Origin of the sequence: Shewanella sp. SM23 (assembly GCF_025654295.1) — a bacterium.
In the GTDB taxonomy this organism is placed as follows: Bacteria; Pseudomonadota; Gammaproteobacteria; order Enterobacterales; family Shewanellaceae; genus Shewanella; species Shewanella oncorhynchi.
In genome coordinates this window covers 342,944-363,490 of the sequence record NZ_JAKKRM010000001.1, presented here as the reverse complement: position 1 = coordinate 363,490, position 20,547 = coordinate 342,944, and the positions used below count along the sequence as shown (strand labels likewise).

21 protein-coding genes, 1 pseudogene and 1 riboswitch are annotated in these 20,547 nt (G+C 44.1%); of the genes and pseudogenes, 10 read left to right on the top strand and 12 right to left on the bottom strand.

Features of this window, described 5'->3' with window-relative positions:
- Positions 1-22: 22 nt before the first annotated feature.
- Entirely contained in the window at positions 23-211 is a 189-nt protein-coding gene (locus L5L98_RS22415) for an Arm DNA-binding domain-containing protein (protein ID WP_411569199.1), read from the bottom strand.
- 985 nt (positions 212-1,196) lie between these two features.
- Positions 1,197-1,937: a carbonic anhydrase gene (locus L5L98_RS01555; RefSeq protein WP_219252817.1), complete on the bottom strand. Its 741-nt coding sequence runs from the start codon at positions 1,935-1,937 to the stop codon at positions 1,197-1,199.
- A gap of 549 nt (positions 1,938-2,486) precedes the next feature.
- Positions 2,487-2,598: riboswitch (yybP-ykoY riboswitch) on the top strand.
- Between the two features lie 92 nt (positions 2,599-2,690).
- Between L5L98_RS01555 and L5L98_RS01550 the strand changes: the two genes are divergently transcribed.
- The 3 genes from L5L98_RS01550 (at position 2,691) to L5L98_RS01540 (ending at position 6,133) form a co-directional block, all read left to right on the top strand.
- On the top strand, positions 2,691-3,695 hold the full coding sequence (locus L5L98_RS01550) for a sodium:calcium antiporter (protein WP_263138214.1): 1,005 nt from the start codon (positions 2,691-2,693) through the stop codon (positions 3,693-3,695).
- Between the two features lie 92 nt (positions 3,696-3,787).
- Complete coding sequence (locus L5L98_RS01545) at positions 3,788-4,180, top strand: GGDEF domain-containing protein (protein ID WP_263138213.1); 393 nt, start codon at positions 3,788-3,790, stop codon at positions 4,178-4,180.
- Positions 4,181-4,423: 243 nt separating this feature from the next.
- A complete protein-coding gene (locus tag L5L98_RS01540; RefSeq protein ID WP_263138212.1) occupies positions 4,424-6,133 on the top strand; it encodes a potassium/proton antiporter in 1,710 nt (569 codons plus the stop codon).
- 76 nt (positions 6,134-6,209) lie between these two features.
- On the opposite strand, the pseudogene L5L98_RS01535 reads toward L5L98_RS01540, so the two are convergent.
- From L5L98_RS01535 to L5L98_RS01525, 3 genes and pseudogenes are all read right to left on the bottom strand, one after another.
- A pseudogene (locus L5L98_RS01535) lies at positions 6,210-6,540 on the bottom strand (hypothetical protein).
- A gap of 19 nt (positions 6,541-6,559) precedes the next feature.
- Positions 6,560-6,775 (bottom strand): helix-turn-helix transcriptional regulator, encoded by a 216-nt coding sequence (locus tag L5L98_RS01530; protein ID WP_168823718.1) that lies wholly within the window; start codon positions 6,773-6,775, stop codon positions 6,560-6,562.
- Between the two features lie 54 nt (positions 6,776-6,829).
- On the bottom strand, positions 6,830-7,087 hold the full coding sequence (locus L5L98_RS01525; protein WP_251073342.1) for a hypothetical protein: 258 nt from the start codon (positions 7,085-7,087) through the stop codon (positions 6,830-6,832).
- 122 nt (positions 7,088-7,209) lie between these two features.
- On the opposite strand from L5L98_RS01525, the gene L5L98_RS01520 reads away from it, so the two are divergent.
- Both L5L98_RS01520 and L5L98_RS01515 read left to right on the top strand, forming a co-directional pair.
- On the top strand, positions 7,210-7,335 hold the full coding sequence (locus L5L98_RS01520; RefSeq protein WP_263138210.1) for a hypothetical protein: 126 nt from the start codon (positions 7,210-7,212) through the stop codon (positions 7,333-7,335).
- The gene (locus L5L98_RS01515; protein WP_105252880.1) at positions 7,332-7,547 is read left to right on the top strand and encodes a helix-turn-helix transcriptional regulator; all 216 of its coding nucleotides are present in this window, start codon (positions 7,332-7,334) and stop codon (positions 7,545-7,547) included. Before L5L98_RS01520 ends, L5L98_RS01515 begins: the two co-directional genes overlap by 4 nt.
- A gap of 71 nt (positions 7,548-7,618) precedes the next feature.
- Here L5L98_RS01515 and L5L98_RS01510 read toward each other — a convergent pair whose 3' ends face one another.
- The 4 genes from L5L98_RS01510 to L5L98_RS01495 all read right to left on the bottom strand — a co-directional run bounded on the left by L5L98_RS01510 (position 7,619) and on the right by L5L98_RS01495 (position 11,141).
- Complete coding sequence (locus tag L5L98_RS01510; RefSeq protein ID WP_263138209.1) at positions 7,619-8,740, bottom strand: fascin domain-containing protein; 1,122 nt, start codon at positions 8,738-8,740, stop codon at positions 7,619-7,621.
- 344 nt (positions 8,741-9,084) lie between these two features.
- Entirely contained in the window at positions 9,085-9,699 is a 615-nt protein-coding gene (locus L5L98_RS01505; RefSeq protein ID WP_263138208.1) for a hypothetical protein, read from the bottom strand.
- Positions 9,700-9,931: 232 nt separating this feature from the next.
- Positions 9,932-10,171: a hypothetical protein gene (locus L5L98_RS01500; protein ID WP_394473549.1), complete on the bottom strand. Its 240-nt coding sequence runs from the start codon at positions 10,169-10,171 to the stop codon at positions 9,932-9,934.
- 604 nt (positions 10,172-10,775) lie between these two features.
- Positions 10,776-11,141: an Arm DNA-binding domain-containing protein gene (locus L5L98_RS01495; RefSeq protein ID WP_263138206.1), complete on the bottom strand. Its 366-nt coding sequence runs from the start codon at positions 11,139-11,141 to the stop codon at positions 10,776-10,778.
- Between the two features lie 176 nt (positions 11,142-11,317).
- Here L5L98_RS01495 and sbcB point away from each other — a divergent pair, with 176 nt between their 5' ends.
- Both sbcB and cdd read left to right on the top strand, forming a co-directional pair.
- Complete coding sequence (gene sbcB, locus L5L98_RS01490; protein WP_263138205.1) at positions 11,318-12,736, top strand: exodeoxyribonuclease I; 1,419 nt, start codon at positions 11,318-11,320, stop codon at positions 12,734-12,736.
- Between the two features lie 211 nt (positions 12,737-12,947).
- Positions 12,948-13,838, top strand: a complete 891-nt coding sequence (gene cdd / locus L5L98_RS01485; protein ID WP_212599913.1) for a cytidine deaminase — start codon at positions 12,948-12,950, stop codon at positions 13,836-13,838.
- Positions 13,839-13,965: 127 nt separating this feature from the next.
- Here the strand turns inward: cdd and L5L98_RS01480 are convergent, their stop codons facing one another.
- From L5L98_RS01480 to L5L98_RS01470, 3 genes are all read right to left on the bottom strand, one after another.
- Positions 13,966-14,199 (bottom strand): DUF1289 domain-containing protein, encoded by a 234-nt coding sequence (locus L5L98_RS01480; RefSeq protein WP_113938807.1) that lies wholly within the window; start codon positions 14,197-14,199, stop codon positions 13,966-13,968.
- The gene (locus L5L98_RS01475) at positions 14,174-14,524 is read right to left on the bottom strand and encodes a VOC family protein (protein WP_105252887.1); all 351 of its coding nucleotides are present in this window, start codon (positions 14,522-14,524) and stop codon (positions 14,174-14,176) included. Before L5L98_RS01475 ends, L5L98_RS01480 begins: the two co-directional genes overlap by 26 nt.
- A gap of 102 nt (positions 14,525-14,626) precedes the next feature.
- Positions 14,627-15,331 (bottom strand): DUF445 domain-containing protein, encoded by a 705-nt coding sequence (locus L5L98_RS01470; protein ID WP_105253144.1) that lies wholly within the window; start codon positions 15,329-15,331, stop codon positions 14,627-14,629.
- 434 nt (positions 15,332-15,765) lie between these two features.
- Between L5L98_RS01470 and L5L98_RS01465 the strand changes: the two genes are divergently transcribed.
- From L5L98_RS01465 to L5L98_RS01455, 3 genes are all read left to right on the top strand, one after another.
- Positions 15,766-16,146, top strand: a complete 381-nt coding sequence (locus L5L98_RS01465) for a VOC family protein (RefSeq protein ID WP_131524339.1) — start codon at positions 15,766-15,768, stop codon at positions 16,144-16,146.
- A gap of 255 nt (positions 16,147-16,401) precedes the next feature.
- On the top strand, positions 16,402-19,797 hold the full coding sequence (locus L5L98_RS01460) for a DUF748 domain-containing protein (RefSeq protein WP_263138204.1): 3,396 nt from the start codon (positions 16,402-16,404) through the stop codon (positions 19,795-19,797).
- A 302-nt stretch (positions 19,798-20,099) separates the two neighbouring features.
- Positions 20,100-20,456: a glutathione S-transferase N-terminal domain-containing protein gene (locus L5L98_RS01455; protein WP_028760396.1), complete on the top strand. Its 357-nt coding sequence runs from the start codon at positions 20,100-20,102 to the stop codon at positions 20,454-20,456.
- The last annotated feature ends 91 nt before the right edge of the window (positions 20,457-20,547 follow it).

Sequence of the window (20,547 nt, the reverse complement as noted above, 5' to 3'; positions counted from 1 at the left end):
TAATATTTACCCATGAATTTAGTCACGCAGGGACCAGCTTACATGCGTCAGCAAGTCCTAAATCCGGGTAGAGACCAAAGGTTAAGCACCCTGATGGATTATCAATCCTAAATCGATACTGCCATGTTATAGTCCCTGTAGGGGTAATACGAACGCTTAAGCCGTCGCGGTCTGCAAGCTCTGGTTTCTCTAAATATGGCCTGCCGTTTATCGAACTTAACTAATTGTCAGATAAAGACATTTTTATTACTCTGTGTACATGTGATTTTAGCTAATCTGACGCAGAACCCAATATATACAGATTATGTACTCACATCGAAGAACTTCATACTAAATTGATGTAAATGACAACGAATCCAATTAAAGCAATTTAACTACTGATAACATGAAGTTACATGCTTTAGAGAACGAAAATAAATGAAGATGAAAGACGATAAAGTAGGGTCGATTTTTTGGCACGACTATGGAAACATGTAATATTAACCATTGATTTATAATAAATATATGTACACACTTCGTTTAAGAACCTTCCAATATCACAGCTGCTAAACAACAAAATCACTTCTAAATTCGATACTATTTTTAATTGCAAAAAAATGTTGTCTAATTATGTTTATCTATTAAAAAGTGGTGTGCATGACAAGTGCTTAAGAACTTCCGGCTCCATACTTCTGATTACTTTAGCAGAGTGTTCTAATTCTAAATTAAGCTCAGACCAACCATCAGTGCTCATAAACTCTGCCAGTAGATAACAAATCCTAGGTGTAACGGCTCACAATCGAAATTCCTTGTGCTCGCCATTAGCGCAATCTTCGGCTCAGATTAAGTGACAATAAAATCTTACTGAGCTCACATTAAGTGATAGACAGATGACGGTCAGCTTTATTGGTAGTGCTTAATTTCAATGCAGTGTTCAGTTCACAATAGTGTTCTGTCGCGCAGAGTTTGCGTCAGCAAGGCGAGCTCCTGATCTTTGCTTCAAACCCGAGCATAACCGTAAAAGGCCATTGTTATTAAAAATGTCTCGTTAGGCTTTAGATGAGGAAAACATAACATCCAAATGAGACAGAAAAACCGTCTCATTTGGATGTATGCTTTAGGTATACTCAAAACATACATTAGCATCAGAGATAAAATTTAATAATCTCTTAGTAGAGTGCGAGGCAGACTTTTAGGGCTAGGGACTTATGTTGCCGTTATACCTCGAAAAACTCAATCTTACCGCCAGTAAGGTGATACATACTACCAACGATTTTAATTTTATTCTGGTCTTCCAGCTGTTTCAGTACCGGGCTGTTTTTGCGGATATTCTCGATAGTCAGTTCAACATTTTTCCTTGCCACAGCATCGACAAAATCGTAATTACTCCCTTTACGCTCTCCGGTGTACTCGGTTTTTTCAATAGCAGGTTTAATTTCATTCAGCAGGCCCGTCAGGTTGCCTAGTTCTGCATTATCAATAGCGCCACGTATCGCACCACAGCGGGTATGCCCCATAACCAGCACCAATTTCGCACCAGCAAGAGCACAGGCGAATTCCATACTGCCCAATATATCGCGATTACTGATATTACCCGCAACACGGGAATTGAACGTTTCGCCGATCCCCGCATCCAGCACAATTTCCGCTGGCGCACGTGAGTCAATGCAGCTAAGGATCACTGCAGCAGGATACTGACCCGTGATACTGTTGCGTTTCTGCGCCAAATAATCATGTTTCGCCGTGCGATTCTCCCGGAAGCGCAGATTGCCCTGCTTAAAATGTTCAATCACAGCCTCAGGTGTCATGCCATCACGTTCATCTTTACTGAGGGATGCCGCAAAAGAGATAGAGGGCACCGATAAGGCCGCCAGCCCAGTTACCGAAAGGGCCGAGACAGCAAGTGTTTGTTTCAGGATTGTCCGGCGTGAGGGTTGAGCAGGTTGGTTATTTTTCATAATGTTCTGCAGTCCAGTTTGTTGAGTTAACAAAGGTTGTTGCGATAGTACTGTTAAACAAATCACAGCTTCAACCTAATGATAGTGGAGACCCAGTCAACGCGATTAAATACGGGCGGCAGGGTTACAGGTATGGCGTTTTTCATTTGCAGTTATTGTGAACCATAAGCAATGGATAGCTAGCCCGAGGGATTTCGATTGCGAGCCGCCACATCTAGGTTCTTCCACTGATGCCTGTAACATTCCTGATAAACGAAATATTCCAAAATTTGTATACATACGATTATCGAAAATTTCTTCATATGCTGCCTATAATTTCGCAGCTCAACTACCATAAGTCTAACAAAGCTAAGAGAAAGGGCGCATAAAGCAAAGATCAAAAGATCACAAAATAGATCTGTCAAAGTTGTTGTTTCCCGCATACCTACTATTTTCAACTTCTGAGAAGAAAAAAATAACAACGCAAAATCAATACCATGCACAGAGTTTGAAATTATGAGCACACTAAAACCTAATGGCGACATTTACCTGCAAGAAAGGTAAAATGCCCCCATTGTCATTGGGGAGTAGTCATCCTTAGCCTCCCACTAAGGAGTCCACGTCAACAAAATTGAGGTCTAACACCTCATGGCGTGGTCAGCCTCTGCGAATGCGGAGAGCCAGGCGAGACCTTTGGCCGCAATACGCTTTCCCAGCCGGGCGAGCAGTGTTGTCGTGCCATTGGATTATTGCTCGCCCGGCCGGATTGCTCACATGATCCTTACTCTGACTCTGTTTTTCCTCTCAGCAGGTACCATTTATTTGGCCTGCGAATACTTCGTCAACGGCATCGAATGGTTCGGCCGCCGTTTGAATCTTGGCGCGACTGCAGTGGGTTCAGTACTTGCAGCCTTCGGTACAGCACTACCTGAAACGGCGGTGACCTTCATTGCCGTTGTCTTCGGCAAAACACCAGAGCAAAAGGACATTGGCGTCGGCGCAGCCATGGGCGGTCCGCTCGTTCTCGCTACTTTAGCCTATGCAGTGGTCGGCTTGGCACTGATTTACCACCATCGCCGCCTTCAACGGGAAACGTATCATGTACGTGCCGATCACGCCCGAATGAGTCACGACCAGCTCGCCTTTCTCGCAGTGTTTGCAGTGAAAGTGGCACTTGGCCTAATCGCCTTTGCCATCAAGCCGTGGCTGGGTGTCTTGTTTCTCGCCGCCTACGCAATCTATGTCTGGCGCGAAATTCAGGAGAGCGACACAGCGCCTGAAGAAGAAGAGATTGAACCTCTCAAAATTCAGCCTTCCGTGACGGAGCCATCGTTAAAATGGGCGGCGCTGCAAGCCGTGTTGTCCCTGATAGTTATAGGCATTGCATCCCATATATTCGTAGGTCAACTTGAGGCCATTGGCACAGCGCTACAATGGTCACCACACTTGGTAGCATTGCTGCTGAGTCCAGTGGCGACGGAGCTGCCAGAGATGATGAACACACTTATATGGATACGGCAAGGAAAGGAACGCTTGGCATTGGCCAATATTTCTGGTGCCATGATGATTCAGGCAACGATTCCCAGTGCGTTGGGTATCTTCTTTACGCCATGGCTTTTTGATGGTCCACTGATGGCGGCAGGAGTCATTACTGCTTTGGCTATTATTTTTCTATGGCAGCTATTTCGGCGAGGCGTTGTCGATGCGCGTGCATTGGTCGCAGTAAGCTCATTGTACGGCATATTTGCCTTGCTGATTGCGTTCTACTTCCCTCTCTAAGGAGCAAAGTGTCAGAGAACGCCGTGTGGTACGGCGTTCCTATTTGGCTAAATTTGCCCAACACGCCAAGAGTGTAATGTTAAATTTTGTAAATGTTGCAAAAAATTGATTTAAATGAATTAAACTTTTCAGTGATCCTTGTGACCATCAGTAGTGATGATCAATGTATATATCTCGTCACAAAAGCACAACGCACAGCGATACACCGCCCGAACGATTTGGTTGCGCACTATGGTGGTGAGAAATTTATTTGTCTATTACCGGATACTCAGCATTTAGGCGCGATGAACATACCTCATCGTCAACGCAGTGCTCGCTTTACATTTACTCTAGTTTCCAAGCGGTCACCATTAACTGGCGTTGTGCGTATTCAACCTCATCGGCATTTGAAATGGCAAACGCTTATCGAATCCGCAGATAAGCAATCATACTTAGCTAAAAAGTATGGACGTAATCAAGTCAGCAGGGCCACCTTGCTACGGTAAACAGCATTATTGAGTGCCAATCGTAAATTTTGATTTTTTTGAAATTATCAAAATTGAAATGTGAAGCGGGTCACGTATCATTTGGATAAATGGAATCATTGACTACAAGACCAAAATGCATCATGCATTTGACGATTTCTAACTGACAATTAGGCTTAGTGAAGTATCTTTTTAGAGCTGGCGCAGTCATTGAAAGCTCTGTAATGGTTTAATTTCCCTACATTAATTAAAGAGAAACTATTTATGTTTGTGATCGATCAAATTATTCTCCTCGCCGCGATTTTGATTATTCTTGGTATTTTATCCAGTAAATTGTCTGCGAGATTGGGTTTACCCGTACTGGTGCTCTTTCTCATGGTGGGCATGTTAGCTGGTGAGGATGGCCCTGGAGGTATTGTTTTTGATAATGCACAAATTGCTCACGCGCTTGGGTCTTTAGCTTTAGCCATTATTTTGTTTGATGGTGGTTTGCAAACACCCATCGCGTCGATTAAGCAAGTGTGGAAGCCTGCTTCTGTGTTGGCGACTTTAGGCGTATTGGTGACAGCCATGATCACTGGTGCTGCAGCAGCTTATATTCTAGATGTTTCCTTACTTTACGGTTTACTGATTGGTGCCATTGTTGGTTCAACCGATGCCGCCGCCGTATTCTCATTACTGCGTAATGCAGGTATTCATATCAACCCACGCCTTAAAGCCACATTAGAAATTGAAAGTGCGACTAACGATCCTATGGCAATTTTTTTAACAGTTGGCTTATTGGAGGTCATGGTCAAAGGGCTTGAACCTGGGACTGGATTATTGATGCTGTTTATCCAGCAAATGGGTATCGGCTCCGCAGTGGGTTTAGCGGCAGGCTGGTTGTCAGTACGTATTATTAATCGTATCCATCTGACGACCTCTGGATTATATCCTGTGATGGTCGCGGCATTTGGTTTACTGTCCTTTGGCGTAGCAGCTAATCTTGGCGGCAGCGGCTTTTTAGCTATTTTTATCACTGGTGTGGTGATAGGGAATAGTCGTTTTGTTTTTCAGCGCAGTACCTTTTTATTTCACGATGGTTTGGCATGGTTAGGCCAGATTGTTATGTTTGTTTTTTTAGGCTTGCTGATTAATCCTTCGTCTTTGCTGGATGTCTGGCAGGAAGGACTGATGATTGCAATCGTCCTGACCTTAATTGCACGCCCCTTGTCGGTAATCCCTGTACTAAAGATTTTTGGCTTTAATGCGCGTGAAATTACCCTAGTATCCTGGGTTGGGTTACGTGGTTCGGTGCCTATTATTCTGGCTATATATCCGCTGATTTATGGCCTGCCTGGTGCCAGTCTTATTTTTAGCGTGGTGTTTTTCGTCGTGTTAATTTCAGCGACAATACAGGGGTCAACATTACCCTGGGTTGCACGCGCTTTAGGACTCACGGAACCGCCTCCTGCGACACCTGCAGCGACACTGGAAATTACTGCTTTAGGCGATGTGGATGCTGACATTGTCGAGTATCAATTGGGCGATACCTCACGCGCTTCTAGTCGCCGTTTATCCCAAATGGCTTTACCTGACGGTACAGTAGTGGCGATGATAACCAGAGGAAACAATGTAATTCCACCTAGGGGATCAACCTTCCTGTATGCTGGCGATCATTTATTTATTGTGATGAAACCCGATGTGCGTGAGTTTGTTGATCTGGTTTGCTCTGGTGTTGCAGAAGCCAATCATTATGAATTACCTACGGGTGAATTGAAGTTGAAAGGCTACACCAAAGTAGCAGATTTAAAGCACTCCTACGGTATTGAACTCTCTGCTAATGATAATTTGTCATTAGATGAAGTGCTACGTCAGAGCTTGACTGACGAGCCGACCTTAGGTGCAAGTAAAGATTTTGGGGAAGTAATATTGCATGTTCGTGAGATGGTGGGATCGAGGATTGCGACTGTGGGTGTCGTACCGAACCTTTGATAAAATCCAATCAACGGGTTAGCAGTCTTGGTGGACAACCGTCTAACCCGCCAGCCCTCGCAAGAGGGCGTTCTTTCTAATTCATCCTATCCAGCAGTGCCATTTCGGCTTTATCTTAGCCAGAAGATATAAGACTTTTTGCTGTCAAATCCCATTAAAGCCCACTGCTCTTTACACAAGTAATGGGCGCGAATAGCGCGTTTGCAGTTAATCGATAACTGTTCAACGAGCTGGTCAAAATGGGCGACGTGGGCAGGCACGTTGAGTTCATGCTTTAAGTTGCCACCGCCCAAGGCTTCGCCTAAACGGTCGCAGGCGTAGCGGTTTGAAAAACCCTTGCCCAATTCTTGGTACACCCAATAACAGCCCCAGCGATATAACCCTAACCGTAACGCCTTAATGTTCATCCTCTACTCGGGGTCATCGCTAAAGGCCATTAGCTACCTCATTTATCTTCTTAACCGAAAGCTTAAACACATCAATGCATATCGATGTCACATCGTCATAGGGCGCATTAGTGCGGCCATTTTCCCAACGTTGATAAGTGCTGCGACTGATGCCGTAAATCTCAGCCACTTCGTCTTGGGTCATGCCCCGTAAACGGCGCCCTACTTTCAGTAAATCCGCGGCGCGACTAGCCATAAATCCTCCTGCGTGAAGTCCATAACCCAGTTGTGCTATTTGTTATTGTCATTGTCATAACCACCCCACTAACATTGGCTCGTCCGTCTCAGTGGTCGATTGGCGCATAATCTCGGGCGCCACATCATCAAACCCCAGTGTGATTAAGTGTGTGTGGGAGGTAAATGCCTTAAACCGAATCGTTTCACTCCAATATTGCGCAGTGCGAATGCTCACCGGCCCTACATCGTAAGGGAACAAAACGCTCATACGACGGACATTGAAGCGGTGATCTGCATCGGCGAGGCGTTTTATTGCAACGCGGCGGGCCATTCACAAAAGCAAGCTGACATTGCGCAGCACAATGCTAAGGCCGAAGCCTTTAAACAGCGACTGTTATCACTGCGCCCTGCTCTCACCTTCACGGCGTTTAACAGCACCAAGGAGAAATCGGCATGAAGCAATCTGCAGTCATCAAAGACGCTTTACGCCAGTGTTACACCCTGCCCCGCAAACAAGTCAGCAGCTGCCAACAATTTTTAAAACGACTCGCCGAGGAATTGGCAAAGGAAGGTAAATGATGATTTCGACCCAATCGACCGTGGATCAGCAAATGCAAGTGCCGCTCTTTCTTACCACTAAGGAAGTCATGACACGCTACCGGATTAGCTCATCAGCAACGCTTTGGAAGTGGCGAAGAAACGACGGTTTCCCTGCTCCTATCCATAATGGCCGCCATTACTTAAAAGCGTCGCTCGATAAGTGGGATGAAAAACAGCAAGTCGCTGCTTGAATTAATTTTTTAAACCTTAAGATAAAGCCCCATTTTTGGGGCTTTATTATTAGACCTTTATTGATGAACTGCTAGGCCATTACCCCCTCGCCTTCGACGTTGCAGCCTTTACTACTACCGCAGTTAGTGCCTACTGCTACAGCATCAGCGATGATAGCGGCGAGACCTGTGCCGACCAGCACTATTTGGGCAATTAACAAGACACCATCGGTTGATATCCATGCGACGACTGTCGCGATGAATGATACCACCGCGACTATGGCTCCAAACCAGCTTAGGCCACTGACGATTGTTTTAATGACGCCTTTAATAAATCCTATATTGAATAGTTGTGAGATGAACTGAAATATCAATGTCGCCTTTTTTAACGTGGTAGAAGCACTGCTTATACCCGTGATCAGTTTCTCCAAGCCTACAGCTTCAGCCCCCAGCGCTTGTACTGCCGCTTTTACCATGCTGTCAGTTCGCATAATGCGTATGCTTGCAAGTTGCAGAGCAAGCAATAACACATCAATACAGAATGTTGCGATTGATTTAGTGCAAGGTGAAATTGCTTCTAAATCAATTGCTTCTATTGCTACACTTTCGCTCTCAGTTAACGTTAAAAAACTTTGCATTTCAGTGGCCGCTTGCATTTCGACATTACTTGGCTGTTGGCCTGTGATAATGGCTGCCACAAGCTTCTCTATCTGTGCAGGTGTAGGCTGTGAGTCTGGGAACCACAGTCCAAGAGTCTCAACTGACTCTTTAAGGACTGCACCTAGATGAAATTGCTCATAAGGTCCGACAGAGGCTTGGCAATTTACGGTACCAAACCCTGCAGCATTAAACGAGGGAGATTGCTCTCCGGCCATACGAAGATAGTTACTTGGAAACGCATTTGACGCTATGGAGGTTAAGACCCCACTGGCGCTGTCGCTTAGAACTGCGACATTGAACTTTTCCCAAGGACCAATCGATGCTTGGCAGTTTACGGTTCCAAATCCATTCCCATTAAAAACTGGCGAAGCTTCACCCGCCATTCGTAAATAGTTACTCGGAAACGCCATAGACTCAAAGGAGACTGTGCCATCGCCGTTACGAATAGCGTTAAAAATTTCCCATGGGTTTTTATCTGGATCATTTTGGTCTGCCTGACAATTAACGGTACCAAAGCCATCACCATTGAACTGTGGTGAATCCTGTCCAGACATTCTCAATAAGCATTGTGGAAATTGATTGGATCTGATCATGACAGGAAATGTTGAGGGGAATATTGGATCACTATTTGAGGCAGAAGTGTTAAGCGTGCTCATAACAAAAGTCCTTTTTAGTTAACTAACAAAGCTATACATCGTCATTGATAACATAGCGTTTTAATGAGCTGAAAAACTGCATCTAGCAGCCCCTAAAAGAAGGCTGTAGCGATCAGTTCATCATTTTTAAGGTTAGTTCAAATGTGACTTTTAACAAAGGCTCACTTCGCTGGATGTTCAACAACAATCGCGTTAGTGGCAATAGTGAACTGATTGAATCATTCATGCGATATTTTGATGTTTTACCGTCCCATTCTATCGGGCTGCAGCCGAGACGTTATGTACTCTAAACCTGCTTGATAGCCTGCGGTTTCTGTTGTGTCACCATTTTTGGCGACTAAATAAGTGGCTTTAAACATCATCAGATTACAGATGGTAAGATAATAAAAATCATCGTCTTGCTTGAAAGCACAAAACTTTTTCCACGGTATGGTGATGGATTTACCGCTAGGGGGCACAAACGTTAGCGTCGAGGCTGTGGCGGTCACTGTATGGCTACCTTCTAGGCTCGCAAGGCTCTGTAAGGTTTTGTTTTCAATAGTTCGATCCAGAGTGGTTATCTTGCCTGCAAATTTGTTAGCTTGATTTTCGGCGATGTTTTTTAATACAAATCTCCACACAAGAAGGTAAGTGATAGCGCAAATTGCGATTGCGATATATGTCTCTGGGGAGTGAATTTCTACGAAAAAATAAAACAGTAGTAACGGGGATAATAACGGGATCCATAGGAATAATGCACGAACGATAAGGGCATACAACCACTTAGCTAAACGAGTATTCTTTGCAATGCTTGCTGAATTTATTCTTTCCGCGATTGTGATTAACTGTTCCCGCGTGATTAAAAATTGTAGTTCCATGACGTCCTTGCTTAACGTTAATCCGAACACTGTGCCAAGTGCATGATTAATTGAGTTGAAATGACTAAACCATAAATAAAGCTAATAGTGAACAGATAACAGTTTACCTTGTGCCGAATTGAGCTCCAATGCACCTAATTACAAAAGGGTGTTTCTGCTGCACTGCAACGCAACGCAACTAATTTACATACTGAATAAGCTCACCATTTTCTGCTGTCAGCGACAAACATGCCTAACCCCTTCTTTCTAACACGACTATTTTGCTACCACCCAGAGCTTCCAATCTCAGCTTATTTGTCCATTGTTCATAGGCCTCAGCTTGATCATCTAACCAATCATGTTTGTTGTACACCGCCATCACCCCGCCTAATAGATGGCCTAGCATCTTCTCTGCCACATGGGGCAACACCCCCGCTTCTAACATTCTGGTCGATAATGTGCGTCTAAAATCCTGAATACGCCAGTCAGGGATTTCTAGTCTTAGTTTGATCTCGCGGACCAGCTTATTTACTGAAGCGATGTTGCCCGGGCGCTTAAGATCGTTTGCAGCGGGAAAACTCCATGGCGAGTGATAGAGGTTTCACTGTTCTTGCAATATGTCGAATAAGGTGGGACTGATTGGCCTCCGGATTGACAAATTAGTTTTGCTATTATTTATCGGGAAGGTCCAGACCATCGACTCAAGGTCAAAATCAGCCCGTTTGGATTTTAATATTTCTGATATATGCCCCCGTAAGTAAACATGCCTTGATAGCATTGGTTACTGCTTTGGTCGCGCGGCATTTATCAAGCTCACGGATGATTTTGCCACACTCTAGAATGGTGAGTACTCGCGAACCGACTTTGGGCGCGGAGCCCACATCACTGACTCGTAATTGAAGAACATCAACAAGCGATATCATTTGTCGGCGAACGGACCAGCTAAGTACCGTCTTTAACTGTTTGAGTATCTCACCTGCGGTGACTCGACTATGAATTGCCTTTTTATCGAAAAAATCTATCCACTCGCCGAGTGTGATACTTTCGACTTTGCGATCAGCAAAAGCATCATAGAGATGTGCTCTAAAGCAGGATTGCTACGTAGCAACAGTGCTCGGCTTAAGTGCTGCACTTCGCGCCGATAAAAATTGTTCACAGCAATCCCTCAGTGTTGTCTGGCCTGCAAATGTGTTGCGCTGTTTCCAAAACACACGTGGATCTATATTATTTGCCACAGAGTTCCGTAATTCAGGGATCAGTTTCCGTGCGTCAGCTAGTTTCAAATCAGGATAGCGACCAAGGGTTAAGCGTCCAGGTTGATTATCAATCCTAAATCGATACTGCCATGTTATAGTCCCTGCAGGGGTAATACGAACGCTTAAGCCGTCGCGGTCTGCAAGCTCTGGTTTCTCTAAATATGGTTTGCCGTTTATTGCACGTAACCAATTGTCAGATAAAGACATTTTAATTACCCTGTGTACATGTGATTTTAGCTAATCTGACGCAGAACCTAATATATACAGATTATGTACTCACATCGAAGAGCTGCATACTAAATTGATGTGAATGACAACGAATCCAATTAAAGAAATTTAACTACTGATAACATGAAGTTACATGCTTTAGAGAACGAAAATAAATGAAGATGAAAGACGATAAAGCAGGGTCGATTTTTTGGCACGACTACGAAACATTTGGAGCGAACCCAGCGAAAGACAGACCCTCGCAATTTGCGGGTATTCGCACGGATTTAGATCTCAATATCATCGGCGAGCCTGAGACATTCTATTGTAAGCAAGCCACTGATTATTTGCCGTCTCCGGAAGCAATATTAATCACAGGGATCACTCCACAGTTAGCTAATTTAAAAGGCATCCCTGAAACTGAGTTTATGGGACGAATTCAAGCACTATTTAGCCAACCAAACACTTGTGTTGCAGGTTATAACTCACTGCGTTTTGACGATGAAGTGACCCGTTATGGCTTTTATCGGAACTTTATCGATCCCTATGCCCGTGAATGGCAAAATGGCAACTCTCGTTGGGATATCATTGATTTAGTGCGCGCTTGTTACGCATTTAGGCCCGAAGGTATTAACTGGCCGACAAAGGAAGATGGCTCTCCGAGTTTTAAGCTAGAACATCTGACACAAGCGAATGGTTTAAGCCATGAGAAAGCCCATGATGCTATGTCTGATGTGTATGCGACCATCGCTATGGCAAAACTCATTCGCGAGAAACAGCCTAAGTTATATCAGTACTATTTTGACCTGCGCCGTAAGCAAGCGGTTAGCGATCAAATCGATGTGCTCAATATGCAGCCTTTGGTTCACGTGAGCTCTAAAATTAGTGCGCGCAATGGTTGTGCAACGTTGATCTCACCCGTAGCGCACCATCCTACTAACAAAAATGCCGTTATTTGCGTTAATTTAGCCATGGATTTAACGCCGCTATTCGAGCTAGATGTCGAACAAATTAAAACGCGCATGTATACGTCAAGGGCTGATCTTGCCGAAGATGAATTACCTATCGCAGTAAAACAAATTCATCTTAATAAGTGCCCTTTTATCACCTCGGCAAAAATCCTCAGTGATGAGCATGCCGCTCGTTTAGGCATAGATAAAGAATTTGCCAGAGAGCAGTATAAACGCCTAAAACGTCACCCAGAATTACGCGAAAAACTGGCGCTATTATTTGAGCATGATGACAGCAGAGTAACCACAGATCCCGATTTGATGCTGTATTCTGGTGGGTTCTTTAGCCAAGCTGATAAAGCAAAAATGGAAATCATCCGTCATACCCTACCGCAAAATCTAGCGGCGTTAGATTTGCAGTTTGATGATCCACGTATTCCTGAGATGCTGTTTCGTTACCGCGCCCGTAATTACCCTGAACTACTCGATGATACAGAATCGCAGCGCTGGCGTGAATTCTGTCAAAATCGCTTAGCCGATCAAGACTACGTACTTAAATTAGAAAATTTGCTACAAGAAACACAAGCGGATGAGACTAAGCAAAAGCTACTTGCTGCCCTTTGTCATTATTTGCGTGAACTTTAAGTTGTGTAAATTCAAGCTTAAGTCTTTTGTTTTATAGTCTTAAGCTTATTTGTGTGCACCAATAGACTCAATCTATACGTGAGTAACATAAGTTTATCACTCTCGATAGCACTGACATTGACAGCGTATAAACGCGAGCTAACTCGCATTTATGCTGTAACAAAATTACTAGAATGTTCTTCCATGAACTTAACAAATAAGGAATAGGGAAATGCAAGATAGATTCATTCGTAGCATAACCCAACTGCCAACGCCGTTAGCCGATGCACTTATCCCAATGTTACACCAGAATTTTGCTGGACACATTGATGCGCAGCAACTTGCTACGCTAACAAGTGCAAGCAAAATGACCGAAGCAGAAGTGTTATTAGCATTACTGCCGATAGCAGCGGCATTGGCCAAACCGCCTATCAGTGAGTTTTATGTCGGCGCGATAGCCAAAGGTAAAAGTGGCGATATCTACATGGGTGCCAACTTAGAATTACCCGGTGAAGCGTTATTTCATTCTGTCCATGCAGAACAAAGCGCTATCAGCCACGCATGGCTCAGTGGTGAAAGCCAAATTGTTGATATCATAGTTAATGCCAGTCCTTGCGGTCATTGTCGTCAGTTTATGAATGAACTGGTTGAAGGGAGCAAGATCAGCATTCATCTACCCGCACAGGAAAGCCATCCTCTGGCCTATTATTTACCCTATGCTTTTGGGCCAAAAGACTTAAATGTCACTTCGCCCTTAATGGCCAAGCAACAAACTGAATTTGCACTAGACAGTGCCGATCCTATGATCATCGAAGGTTTAGATCATGCAGGTTTAAGCTATGCACCTTACACCCAAAGTTTTGCCGCCGTGGTATTAGAAACCCATGATGGCGCAACCTATTGTGGTCGCTACGCAGAAAATGCGGCATTCAATCCTTCTATGCTTCCCATGCAGATGGCCTTATCAAATCTGGCGCGCCACAATCGTGAGTTTAGCGATATCAGCCGTGCGGTTTTAATTGAGTCATCTCAAGGAAAAATCAGCTTAGTTGGCGCGACTATGGATGCGCTCCATACCGTTGCCGCCATCGAACTTGAGCACATAGTGGTAGATCCAGTGTAACGTCTGCTTCAAGATGCCAAGGTGCTTCAAAATGCCAACGGCGAAATACGTTAATGCGTATTTCGCCGTTGGATTATTCAATTAACACTTCAAAATCAATCTATAACGCGCTAATGCTGACGACTAATCATGCTCCATTCTGTCTTCTACTAACCGCGTCATTGAACTTAGCCAGATACTCCCCCTTACGCTCCTCCATCCTGATAAAACAAGCTTGCCGCTCCACTTCCGACATAACGCGCCACGCTAAAATTTCATCAAGATGCCTGAAACAACCTAAACAAATATCTTGCTGATCTAAACAACAATTTCGAATACAAGGAGTGACATTAGGATCATTCTGACCAGACGGCATATTCATTGCCACAAGGTTCAACAAAATGGAATCGACGGCCTCCCGGAAAACTAAAGATGTCAGCTGTGATAATGCCACCAGCTGTTACGACAGCCGTCAGAGTCAATTCTAAGTTCTGGCTGTAGATCACAATCAGCGGGCAACCTTTTGCGAGGGTGAAATTCACATCGGCTTGATAGAATCCCCCAGTAATGCCGACATCCATAAAGCAACTGTATTCAGGGCCATAATCGACATAGGTCCATCCAAAAACTTGGCTAAAAAAAGCCTTAGAACTCGCAATGTCGCGACTTGGGATTTCCAAATAATTGATACTGTGGTGACGGTTCATAGACTTCCTTGCTATTTAATCAGGACACAAAATGATGGACATAAAATGCGTCATTAAAAATGGGAGCCAAAGCTCCCATTCTATTCGCGGCTTTAACTCAGGTTAACCTTGGATTAAGGCTGCGGCAAGTCCAATCAGACCGCCAAACACGCCGCCCCAAATCACTAACCAACCTAAGTGCGTTTGGATCATGTCCTGAACGATTTGTTTCACCATTTGTGGTGTTAACTCGTTTAATCTTTGTTCCACTATGTTAGCAATTTTAGTTTGCAGATCGGCCATCACATTTGGCTGTTCAATTTCTTGTTTCAGCAACTCGTGAAATGCATCGCTTTGTGCCATTTCAACTAAAGAAGCTTTCATCTTTACAATAAACGGCTCTTTTAACGGCAATAAGGCATCTGTGCCACCAAACATAGACAACATGCCGCCAAAGGAAGATTGGGCGACTGTGCTAATTAACGCATCAAAAGAAGGCGCTAAATCAACCTTTTCAATTACTGGCGCCAAGTCTATTTTACTCAGCCCTTCTTTTTCAGATAGGAATCGGTCGATATTTTCAGTGGTAAAAAACTGTTTCATCATCAAATGAGCAATACCCGCCTTAAACTCTTCAAAACGAGAAGGCACAACTCCCGAACCGTAGAGTCCGGGGACTTTCTCAAACAACATATAAACTGCAACCCAGTTGGTAATCGCACCCGATAAAGCAAATAATCCGACATTCAGGACAATTGCCGAATTCATCAGGTAACCCACAACGACCAAAGCAGCCGCCAATAAATTCGTCACTAAACTCTTATTCAATCTCGTATCCCCTAAGGTGGCATCGATAAGATGCAAAACTCGCCTATATTAACAAGTTAACGGGAGTCAGGTCTAACACTCAAACCACAGTAAACAAACCCGTTTTAAAATCTGTTTTCAGTGCTAAGTCTTGGCGCAAGGGGCAAGATGAAGCCCATCAACTAAGCCGCAGCGTCACTGAGCCACAAGAAGCTGATTAGCCAGCACTGAATAAAGTGAATCTCCTTGTAGAACATTAAGTTAATTTAATGTTTGCCGATCTAAAAAAGCAAAAATTTTAATTTGCCGCTTGTGAATTATCAACTTGCCTCAACTACACTCAATCAAGATAACACACAAAAAATATGGCTCAGAATACAGTCGGCACTGAACACTGACAGTTAACCTCGGCTCAATACACAAAATTTACCCAAAATAGAATAAAGGATGCGCTTATGGAATCGGCTTTTAACACTGCAGGGGCGTTAAGTTGGCATGAATTGACAACCCATAATACCGAAGAGGCTATGCACTTCTATGCTGAGATTTTTGGCTGGCACTTTAAAACTGTCAAAATGCCCCACGGTAATTATCATATTATCGAAAATCAGGGCGTCAGTATTGGGGGGATCACCGATAGTTTGCTCCCAACGCTTCCCTCACATTGGACCGGCTACATTACCGTTAATGATGTAGATCAAGTCGCTATCAGCGCAAAAAAACTTGGTGGGGATATTCTGTTTGGTCCTGAAGATATACCCGAAGTAGGCCGTTTTTGTTGGATAAAAGATCCACAAGGCGCCATTATTGCAGCGATTAGTTATTTAAATCGCTGATCAAAAATAGCCTCCAACATAGTGAGTATTGACGACTCAAATCATTAGCCATAGGCTGAAACACATGTAGTTATCAATGTAGATGATAGGTTACCACTCAGGAACGTCTTAGATCAGAAGACGTTATTGTATGTGTAATACCAAGATTTCATTGGTAAAAATATAAATAATTTCTGGAAACATTAGCATTATTCGCTAGAATATCCGTACTTATGGAAGTTTTTCCCTGTCTTATGCATTGGAGCCTTGATATTAATGCTGACCCAGTTATCGCAATTCAGACACTCTTTTTTTGCCCTCCCAAGATACCTGCGAGTGATTATTTACCTCACAGCAGTCTACCTTAGCTATGTCTGCACATTAGGTTTAATCCTCCCCTATGCGATAACCACGCTGGCACCAGAAAAACTCTCAACTCTGCTCGGTCGTCCCGTCACCCTCGGTGATATACGCATTAACCCTTTTAATTTCAAAGTCGAAATCGACCAACTGGCCATTAAAGAAAAAGACGACAAACCTTTTGCTGGCATTGCACAAGTCCAATTCGAAATACACTTTTGGCGATCTGTTTTTAATCGCGCCGCCGTTATCGAAAACATACACATACAAGCGCCCTACGCACATATCATTCGCGTGGAGAAAAAAGGGAAAGCTGGATTCAACTTCGACGATATTCTGCAGACCTTGAACGAGCATTCATCCGCGAGCACAGAAACGACACCCACAGAAGCCAGCTCACCCGTTCGTGTCCTGCTCAGCCAATTTGTGTTGGATGCGGGACAATTTAACTTCGATGACAAAATTACCCATGCTCAAGTGAACTACCCCAATATCAATCTAAAACTCAGTTCCCTTGATACTGAATATTTGATGGCGGCATCATCAGCATCGATAACACCAGCCATAAAAGTAAACAAAGTTGATAATACGACACCAAACGCCCAATCAACGTCTGACTCACCCATTGCGCCTATCAAGCACAATCACTATGCAATACAACTCAGTGATGATCATGCTGGTGAAATCAGTTTGCAGGGGCAATTCCAATTGTTCCCGCTAAAAGTTGCGGGTGACATCCAAGTCGCCAAACTCAAACTGACACCACTATGGCGATTTATCGACGATCAATTTAATCCCGTCCTCACGGATGGCGAGCTCAGTATTAAAACTCAGTATCAAGTGGATCTTGCCGAGAATGGTGAGTTACAAGTCACTAGCAACAATGGCCAGTTTATTGTTGAAAAACTTAACATTAACGACAAAGATCGCTCAGTGGTCAAGCTCCCCATGTTTGCCCTCGACGGCATTTCAGCCAACTTGAAGCAGCAGAAAGTGCATATCAACAAACTCCACAGCGATGGCCTAACAATGAGTGCCATTTTGAACCAAGACGGGCTCGATCTTGTTGGCTTATTCATGCCTAAATCGTTAAGCGCCTCCACAACGACTACGCAGCCGGTTGCTAAACCAATCGATGCTAAGCCAGCAGATGCTCAATCGCTAGAGCACGTACAAGTTGCGCAAGTCGAAGAAAAACGTCAAATAGCAGAGACTGCCACTGATGCAAGCGATAGCGCAAACAAAGCAACAGAAAGCGAATTAGCCGCAACTAACGAGAGTGATAAAACAGAACAAAAGACAGAAGCGACCGCAAATGTCACCACTGATGCTACTAAAGAAACCGCTGCAGACACCGCTTCAGAGGCAAATCCTCAACAGCCAGTCAAGCAAGCGCCTAAGACACCTTCAAAAGACACTTGGTTAGTGCAACTCGATGCGCTCAATATTGAAAACTATGACCTTAATCTATCGGAACAAAAGCTAACGGCCACACCGCAGCAATGGCGAGTGTATCCGCTTAATTTTTCAACTAAGGTCATAACGAGTACCTTAACCGCTCCGATTGAATATGAGCTACAACTCAGCCTCAATGGTCAAGGTACTTTGAGCTCTCAAGGCCAAGTCGATGTGACAGGCGAAACCATAGATGCCAATATCCAACTCGATAAGCTGGCATTAACCCAATTTCAGCCCTATTTAGCGCCCTACGTGAATATCCAGCTCAAGAGCGGTCTATTAAGCTCAGCAGGCAAGCTGACCGCCGATGCTAAAGGCAAAGCCATTTACGGTGGTAGTGTTGAGCTCGATGATTTAGCTATTCATGACAAATTGCGTAATGCTCCGCTGGTCAAATGGCAAAAGATGAATATCAATCAACTGGATTTTGACCAACAGAAAAATCAAATCAAAATTGATCACTTAGCCTTTAATCAACCCTACGCCAAAGTGGTGATAGCCAAAGATAGAACCACTAATATCAGCGATCTTATCGTTGAGGCTCCGGCTGCAAATAGCAAGACAACTAAAAACACAACCACAGCCAGTGCTAAGCAAACCGAGCTGCAAAGGGCAAGCAAGACAACGCCTGAGTTAAGCCTCGATATTCAAAAAATTAGCTTTAGCCAAGGCTCAGCTTACTTTGCCGATAACTCACTGACACCAAACTTTGCCTCAGGGATTGAGTTACTTGAAGGCAATATCACTCACTTGTCGTCAACACCAGGGACGAAGGCCTCGGTCGATATCAAAGGTAAGATAGACAAGTATGCGCCTGTAACCCTAAAAGGCGATATTAACCCTTTGTTAGATATGCCATATTTAGATCTTGATTTAGTCTTTAAGAGTGTAGAGTTAACCTCAGTCAATCCTTACTCTGGCACCTATGCGGGTTACTACATAGATAAAGGGCAGCTATCACTATCGCTGAACTATCAACTCGATAAGAACAAGCTCAAGGGCAGTAACCATCTGGTCATAGACCAACTGAAACTTGGTAAACCCAGTGACAGTGACCTTGCCACTAGCTTACCCATCACGCTCGCGATTGCCCTGCTGCAGGACCGTAACGGCGTGATTGATTTAGGTATGGAGGTCTCTGGCGATTTAGACTCACCTAGCTTTAGTGTCGGCAGCATCATAATGACGGCGATTACCAATGTAATCACTAAAGCCGTCACAGCGCCCTTCACTTTCTTAGCAGGACTCATAGGCTCTGACGAAACCTTAGATAAGATCAGCTTTGCCGCAGGCAAATTCAGCCTAAGTGAAGATGAGCAAAAAAGTTTAGACAAACTCGCTAGCGCCTTACTCGACAGACCTATGCTCAAGCTTAGCGTTGAAGGGGAAGTCGATGCCATCAATGACAGCCAAGCCATTGCTGAGCGCATCATGAAGCGTAAATTGGCTAAATTAGCCAATATCGAATTCAGTGCGTTACCTGATGATTTAAGTCCGAGCCAATTCCCGACCCACGGGCCGCTTGCTGATGCGTTAGTAAAGCTTTATGAACAAGAAGTTAAAGCCGATCCTACCCAAATCAGAGACACTGTTATCGCAGAGGCCAAAGACGCGCAGCTTTCCGATGACGAAATCACCACCCGCTGGCATATCGCTTTATATAATCTGTCGGTAAAAGCGCAGAATGTTAACGATGGCATGTTGGGTAATTTGGCCCAAGAAAGAGCCAAAGCCGTTAAAGCTTACCTTGTGGACGTGAAAGAAATAGCCCCTGAGCGGATCTTCTTGCTCGAAAGCCGAGTGAGTTTAACCCAGAATGCAGCCCAAGTGAGTCTCACTATTGATGCTCAATAAGTCAGCCAATTAACTGCTTTTTATATAAAACTAAGCCCGCTAAAGTCCGACTTTAGCGGGCTTTTACCTTATGGCTAAGCGTCATAACCAATCAAAAAACCATTCTTCTACAATCAAATCATCTATCTGTTAATTCACTCTAAAATGTTGGCCGAGCTTGGTGCCATAGGTTACACTCTGCGGCCTTTATACAACTGAGATCACAGTTTTTAAACGACTGGATCCCAGACTCGCCGCACGCTTTCTGTGGCGCCATGACGCACAAATGTTCTTCCACAAAAATTATCATTAAGGTCAATAACATGTTTATCATTCGCTGGATTTTAGGCAGGATTATTCTGTTTTTAAACTTCGTATTTAGCCCTAAGAAGCGCCAACGTCCACTGGCTGAGCAACAAAAAATTGATGCTCAAACTCAAGCATTAGCCCTGTATCAATATCCTGCATGCCCATTTTGTGTAAAAGTCCGCCGTGCAATGCGTCGCCAAGGACTCAACATAGTGACCCACGACGCTAAAAAAGCGCCGCATAAAGATGAACTCATCGCTCAAGGCGGCAAACAGCAAGTGCCTTGTCTGCGGATTGAAGAAAACGGTCAAGTACAGTGGTTATATGAATCAAAAGAAATCATTAACTACTTAGACCAACGCTTCGCCTAAATCACGGCGCAACGGTCAGCGCAAATATACAAATAAGTGCGTCCAATAACCTTTCAATCGTCTGTTCAATGGGCTCCTTACAAAGGGCTTT